This is a genomic window from Bradyrhizobium sp. P3_C3 (assembly GCF_056402655.1).
Genome location: NZ_JBFUGY010000049.1, coordinates 48,139 through 54,663, shown reverse-complemented (window position 1 = coordinate 54,663; position 6,525 = coordinate 48,139). Strand labels below are relative to the sequence as shown.

Annotated in this window: 5 protein-coding genes; 2 read left to right on the top strand and 3 right to left on the bottom strand. The window is 64.1% G+C overall.

Translation table 11 applies throughout. The annotated features are described in order from the left end of the window. Positions 1-42: 42 nt before the first annotated feature. Both AC1DW2_RS37115 and AC1DW2_RS37110 read right to left on the bottom strand, forming a co-directional pair. Entirely contained in the window at positions 43-657 is a 615-nt protein-coding gene (locus tag AC1DW2_RS37115; protein ID WP_166350011.1) for a LabA-like NYN domain-containing protein, read from the bottom strand. Positions 658-977: 320 nt separating this feature from the next. Then, positions 978-1,883 (bottom strand): helix-turn-helix domain-containing protein, encoded by a 906-nt coding sequence (locus AC1DW2_RS37110; protein ID WP_477008451.1) that lies wholly within the window; start codon positions 1,881-1,883, stop codon positions 978-980. A gap of 51 nt (positions 1,884-1,934) precedes the next feature. Here AC1DW2_RS37110 and pobA point away from each other — a divergent pair, with 51 nt between their 5' ends. Together pobA and AC1DW2_RS37100 are read left to right on the top strand one after the other, a co-directional pair. Continuing rightward, complete coding sequence (pobA, locus tag AC1DW2_RS37105) at positions 1,935-3,107, top strand: 4-hydroxybenzoate 3-monooxygenase (RefSeq protein WP_071916282.1); 1,173 nt, start codon at positions 1,935-1,937, stop codon at positions 3,105-3,107. Positions 3,108-3,282: 175 nt separating this feature from the next. Beyond that, the gene (locus AC1DW2_RS37100; protein ID WP_477008447.1) at positions 3,283-4,347 is read left to right on the top strand and encodes an SDR family oxidoreductase; all 1,065 of its coding nucleotides are present in this window, start codon (positions 3,283-3,285) and stop codon (positions 4,345-4,347) included. Between the two features lie 26 nt (positions 4,348-4,373). Here AC1DW2_RS37100 and AC1DW2_RS37095 read toward each other — a convergent pair whose 3' ends face one another. After that, positions 4,374-6,524: a CHASE2 domain-containing protein gene (locus AC1DW2_RS37095; RefSeq protein WP_477008446.1), complete on the bottom strand. Its 2,151-nt coding sequence runs from the start codon at positions 6,522-6,524 to the stop codon at positions 4,374-4,376. Position 6,525 lies beyond the last annotated feature (1 nt).

The following is a 6,525-nucleotide window of genomic DNA, read 5'->3' as shown; positions in this document are numbered from 1 at the left end:
GTGTTCTTCGACGTCTGACGATCCGGCGGTCGTCCCGCAGGATCATTCCACCTGGTCGCCTCGATTGATCGATCCGCGCGTGGTGGCTTGCGGTGGTTGCGGGCGCATCTCGCGCGATCCCGGCCGCTCGGCCGGGGCGCGCCCCACTCTTGGCTTCAGCTCCGTCAAATCGATGAAGACGTCGGCCTGCCGGCGCAGTTCGTCGGCCACCATGGGAGGCTGGCTCGCAAGCGTGGAGACGACCGTCACGCGGACGCCGCGGCGTTGCACGGCTTCCACCAGTGAACGAAAATCCCCATCGCCCGAGAACAGCACGATCTGATTGACGTGCTCGGCGAGTTCCATGGCGTTCACGGCGAGTTCCACATCCATGCTGCCCCTCATCTTGCGGCGGCCGGTCGTGGCGTCAACGAACTCCTTGGCGAGCTTGGTGACGACGGTGTACCCGTTATAGTCGAGCCAATCGATCAATGGGCGGATTGACGAGTATTCCTGATCCTCGCTCACGGTCGTGTAGTAGAAGGCTCGCAGCAGCGTACCTCGGCCGTGAAATTCGCCGAGCAGGCGCCTGTAGTCGATATCGAAACCGAGCGCCTTGGTGGCGGCATAGAGATTGGGGCCATCGATGAAGACCGCAATCTTCTCAAGCGAAGACATTATGCACTAATCCCCAGTTCCGCATTGAAGCCGGCAGGTTCAGCCGCCAGGGCTGTGTGCCGGCCGGAAAACACCGAAGTCGCCGATGGCCCGCGGAAAAAGGCGGCGCAGACGGCCGGAGGGGGGGCCGTCCCGCGCCAGTTAAGGGAGGTTGCTGCTATCAGCGCCAGGATTCCGAATGCAGTCACGTTAAGGCGTGCGCATGCCACGCTCAACTGTACGGAGGTAAACGGCGCGTATCCAAAGGGTTGGATGCTCTATACGAAGGTAAGTGGCGCGCTGGTTCGGATCTCGACAGCCCGGCGCGATCACGAATGGCCTCAAGCTTCGCCGCCATGGAGCTGGGCGCGAAAGGCGCGCGGCGACAGGCCCGTGGCTGCGGCATAGACGCGGCTGAAATAGGCGGGATCCTCGAAGCCGAGCGCGTAGGCGATCGTCGAGACCGGCAAATTGGTGTAGACGAGGTTGCGACGCGCCTCGCGGATCAGCCGGTTGAGGATCAGGTGCGAGGCGGTGTCGCCGGTCGCCGCCCGCGTCAGCCGGTTGAGATGGGTCGGCGTGATCGACAGCGCGCCTGCATAGTCCGCAACGCTCCAGCGTTCCAGATGATGCTGTTCCAACAGCGCCTCGAAGCGGCGGAACAGCCCGCTTTCCGCCGCGCCGTTGCCGCCGCTCTCGCTGGTGAGCGCGCGGGCCACCAGCCCGATCATGGCCGCCGACAGTGCACGCAGCACGTGCGCGCGGCCGAAATCGCGCGCGGCGTGCTCGGCGAAGATCTGCTTCATGGTGGTGCGGATCTGCGGCGTGCCGCGCACCACGGCCGATCGGGACAGGGCGCCGCGCAGTCCTTCCGAGGCAAGCAGTGCCTCGTCCAGAATTTCCGCGGCGATGGTCAGCACCCAGCCCTGGGTATCGGGCTCGAAGCGGAAGCCGTGGACATGGCCGACCGGCACGTTGACGACCTGCATCGGCCGGAGCGGCATCACGCGCCCGTCGAGTGTCGCCTCGCCGCCGCCGCGCTCGATCAGCAGCACCTGGTGCAGCCGGGCATGGCGGTGCACGGCCAGCGTCCAGTCGTGCAGCACCGAGCGCGACGCGATCGTCTCGCAATGCACGACGTCGGGCAGATCGCCGGACTCGCCGAAGAGGTTGTAGACCCGGATTGCCGGGGCTGAGGCTGCGGTTCTCATGTTCGAATAGTACAAGACAAAGACGAAACCCTCCATCGGTTTGCGGCGCCGCATCTGCAAAAAACGCAGCGACGGGAGGACGTAAAAATGAAAGTTCAGGTCTGCATCATCGGCGGTGGGCCGTCCGGGCTGCTGTTGTCCCAGCTTCTGCACCTGAAGGGCATCGATACGGTCGTGCTGGAGAAATACAGCCGCGACCACGTGCTCGCCCGCATCCGTGCCGGCGTGCTCGAGCACGGCTTCGCCAGGTTGATGCGCGAGGCGCAGTGCGGCGAGCGGATGGACCGCGAGGGCGAGATCCACAACGGTTTCGAGATCGCCCATGACGGCGTGCTCTCCCATATCGACCTGCACAAGCATTCCGGCGGCAACTCGGTGCTGGTCTACGGCCAGACCGAACTGACGCGCGACCTCTACGAGGCGCGCGATCGCCTCGGCGGCAAGGTCGTGCACAACGCCGAGGACGTGACGCCACACGATCTGACGTCGGACCGGCCCTACGTGACCTATCGATCAAACGACGAGATTGTCCGCATCGATTGCGATTACGTCGTTGGCGCCGACGGCTTTCACGGCGTCAGCCGCAGGTCCATCCCGAAGGACGTGCTGCGCGAATACGAGAAGGTCTATCCATTCGGCTGGCTCGGCGTGCTGTCGCGCACGAAACCGGTGTCGCCCGAGCTGATCTATGTGAAGCATGAACGCGGCTTTGCGCTCTGCTCGCTGCGCTCACAAGTGCTGAGCCGCTACTACGTCCAGGTGCCGTTGACCGACAAGGTGGAGGACTGGAGCGACGATGCATTCTGGACGGAGCTGAAGCGCCGTCTGCCGGACGAGGTCGCCGGCCGCCTGATCACCGGGCCCTCGATCGAGAAGAGCATCGCGCCCCTGCGCAGCTTCGTCGCCGAGCCGATGAGCTACGGCCGCCTGTTCCTCGCCGGCGATGCCGCCCACATCGTGCCGCCGACCGGCGCGCGCGGGCTCAACAGCGCGGCGTCCGACATCTACTATCTCTACCACGCCATGCTTGCGCATTATCAGCACGGCGACGATTCCGGCCTTGCGGGCTATTCCGCCAAGGCGCTTGCGCGGATATGGAAAGCGCAGCGTTTTTCGTGGTGGATGACGATGCTGCTGCATCGTTTTCCCGACCGTTCCGAATATGAGGACCGGCTTCAGCAGACGGAGCTCGAGTACCTGCTCTCGTCCGAGACGGCGCAACGGTTGCTCGCGGAGAACTACGTGGGGCTGCCGTTTTAGCGACGGTTTGTGACCGCTCAGCTGACGTTGCCGCTCCAAAGGGGACCTCTCCTCGCGGCACGAGGCGGGTTCGCCCGTCAGGCCGGTTCCCTTTCAATAAGTGGTGACGGACGCCGAAATGCTCTGTTGCCTTGTGCGATCGTTCCTACCTCCTCAAACGAACAGGAGGGCGCAGATGACGAACACAGCGCTTGTGGTCGGCGCCAGCGGTATTGTCGGCAGCAATCTCGCCCGCCATCTCAGCGATCGCGGCTGGCAGGTGCTCGGGCTCGCAAGGCGCCCACCAAGCGGCCTCGATGGTGTTCGTCCCATCGCGGCCGATCTGCAGGATCCGGCCTCGCTTCGCGACATCCTGGCGAGCCTTCGTCCCACTCACGTGTTTCTCGCCACATGGCTACGTCAGCCGACCGAGGCGGAAAATATCCGCGTTAACGCTGCGATGGTGCGCAACGTGCTGGGGGCACTTTCCGGCGCAGATACGCTTTCTCATGTCGCGCTGGTCACCGGGCTAAAGCATTACCTGGGACCGTTCGAGTCCTACGGTAAAGGCAGGCTGCCCGCGACGCCATTCCGAGAGGAGCAACCGCGGCTCGATGTCGAAAACTTCTACTACGCTCAGGAGGACGAACTATTCGATGCGGCCAGGCGCGGTGGTTTCAGCTGGAGCATTCACCGCCCGCACACGATCATCGGTTATGCGATAGGCAACGTCATGAACATGGGAACGACGCTTGCCGTCTACGCGACGATCTGTCGAGAAACGGGGCGGCCATTTCTCTTTCCAGGCTCGGCGATGCAATGGACCGGCTTGACGGATATGACGGATGCCAGATTGCTGGCGCGGCACCTGGAATGGGCCGCGACGACGACGGTCGCGCGAGACCAGGCATTCAACGTCGTAAATGGCGATGTCTTCCGATGGAGCTGGATGTGGGCGCGACTGGCCGGCCGGTTCGGGTTGCAGCCTGCGCCCTTTCCAGAGGAAATTTCGCCGCTTGAGCGTCAGCTTGCCGATTCAGGTCGTATATGGGCTGATATCGCGCTCAAGTATGATCTCGTCGAAAGAGACCTCTCCGTCCTTTCGTCGGCATGGCACACTGATGCCGACTTGGGCCGACCTATCGAAGTCGTCACCGATATGAGCAAGAGCCGTAAGCTCGGTTTCCTTGAATATCAGGCGACGGACGACAGTTTTTTCGATCTCTTCAGCAGGTTGCGTGCCGCGAACGTCATTCCTTGAGCCTTCTGACGAAGAGTAAACAACCGCTACTTTCCTTCCAGCGTATTGACTGGCGTCCACTCTGGCGATGGTGGATTTGCGGCGAGGGCTTTTGCGCGCTTGGCGAACAGCGCCGACGCCGGGTCGATCTTCGCGACGCCATCGAACGCCTCGGCCGCCTTCGCAAACTCCCTCGCCCGCCAGGAGGCGAGCCCCTCCGCATACGCCGCGGCCATCTTTGTTTGCGCCGCGCTCTCTGCGCCCTTGTCCGCCAGCGGCTCGAACACCTGGATCGCCTCGCCGCGGCCGAGCACCCTGATCGCATCGAGCTCACGCCAGGCGAAAGTGTCGCCGGTCTGCGCCATCGTCGTTTCCGAGGCCATGATGGCGGTGCCGTAATATTTGTTGGCGCCCTCGAGGCGCGAGGCGACGTTCACGGTGTCGCTCATCACGGTGTAGTTGAAGCGGCGGCGCGAGCCGATATTGCCGACCACGGCCTCGCCGCTGTTGAGCCCGATGCGGTGCGACAGGCCGTGGCTTGCGAAGGCGGGATTGCTGGCGTTCAATTCCGCGAGCTTCTCGTGGCACTTCAGCGCGGCGTGAACCGCGTTGCGCGCGTGGGCGGGATCGTCGGCCGGCGCGCCGAACATCGCGACGATGGAATCGCCGATATATTTGTCGACATAGCCGCCATGGCTCTCGATGATGTCGGTCATGGCCGAGAGATATTCGTTCATCAGGGTCACCAGCTCGCCCGGCGTCATCGTCTCGGCGATCGAGGAGAAGCCGCTGAGGTCGGAGAAGAACATGGTGACGTTGCGCATCTCGCCGCCGAGCGCCGGCATCTTGCCGGAGGCAACCATGGTGTTGATCACTTCGGGCGCGAGATAGAAGGCAAAGCTCTGGCGCAGGAAGCGCTCGTCGCGATCGGCCAGCACGAAGCGGTAGCCGATCATCATCGCGAGCGCGGCGAGACTTGCGAGCGCGGGCTCGGTCAGCGGCAGCGCCACGGCTTGGACGAATGCCCCAACAGTCACGGCAGTGTAAGCGGCGGTAAGGACGAACCAGACAATCAGTGCGCCGCTCGGTGCGAGCATGCAGGCTGCGCAGGCGATGACCGCTGCAAATATAGCGGTGAGAACGGTTCGCAGCGGAAAGCCGAGTTCAGTCACGGCATCGCGCTCGATCAGGTTTCGCACCACGGTGGCGTGCACGAAGACGCCGGCGATGTCGCTGCGGGCCTTCTGTGCGGTGCTTGCCGGGGCGGGCAGGGCACAGCGCGCGGCCGGCGCCCCGTCATATCCGCCCGCAAGGCGCATCGAGGTGAGCTTGCGATCCTCGAAGTTCAGGGCGGTGCCGAGCAGCACGACCTTACCGTCGAAGGCGTGGCGGAAGAAATCGCGGTCGCCTTTTTCGACGCAGGCGCGCAGATCGGCGAAGGAATAGGTCGGAACGTCGCGGCCCATTCCGCGGAAGTTGAGCGTCAGCGTGTTCGGCACCGCGCTCGGGACCGAATAGCCGGACAGCTCGGTCGCACCGGACGGCGCAATCGCGGGCTTTCCGCCGAGCGCGCGCGCGGCGAGCTCGACTGCCATCGCGGGGGCCGGCTTGCCGTCGATGGAGAAGCTGAGTGGCATGCGCCGGATGACATCGTCCGCGTCGGTATGGACATTGAGCGCGCGGATGTTGGTACGCACCGCCAATTGTTGCGCACGATACGGCCTCTCCGGATGGTCGTTGCTGAGGATCTCGCCGAGCACGAGCTTGTCGCCGTCGGAGAGTTGCCGCAACGCTATCAGGTAGTCCCGGTCAAACCCTCTCATGCGCGCGCCGAGCGGCGCCTCGCCGAAGGGGATTTCCGACTGCTCGATCGAGCTTGGAAAGATGACGTCGAAGCCGATCACCTTGGCGCCGCCGTCGGTGATGCCAGTGAGCACGCGGCCGATCTCGCGTGTCCAGGTCTGCGTCGGCGATCCCTTGAAGGGTGGGGTGTCGTAGGTCTCGCCGTCGATGGCCACGACGACGACCGGCGAATCGGCGGGATCGCGGCGATCGCCGACAAGCTCCCAGCGCAGCGCCGTGAGGATATCGAGCGAGAGACCTTGCAGCGTCTGAAGCGGCGGGGACGTGAAGACCGCGCCCGCAACCAGCGCAATCAGGATCGCCGCAACGATGTCCCGTCCCCCGAGCCGCCGCATC

Bases quoted from the DNA above. Each gene is read 5' to 3' on its own strand.
- AC1DW2_RS37115 (WP_166350011.1), bottom strand. From the start codon at position 657: ATGTCTTCGCTTGAGAAGATTGCGGTCTTCATCGATGGCCCCAATCTC.
- AC1DW2_RS37110 (WP_477008451.1), bottom strand. From the start codon at position 1,883: ATGGAGGGTTTCGTCTTTGTCTTGTACTATTCGAACATGAGAACCGCA.
- pobA (WP_071916282.1), top strand. From the start codon at position 1,935: ATGAAAGTTCAGGTCTGCATCATCGGCGGTGGGCCGTCCGGGCTGCTG.
- AC1DW2_RS37100 (WP_477008447.1), top strand. From the start codon at position 3,283: ATGACGAACACAGCGCTTGTGGTCGGCGCCAGCGGTATTGTCGGCAGC.
- AC1DW2_RS37095 (WP_477008446.1), bottom strand. From the start codon at position 6,524: ATGCGGCGGCTCGGGGGACGGGACATCGTTGCGGCGATCCTGATTGCG.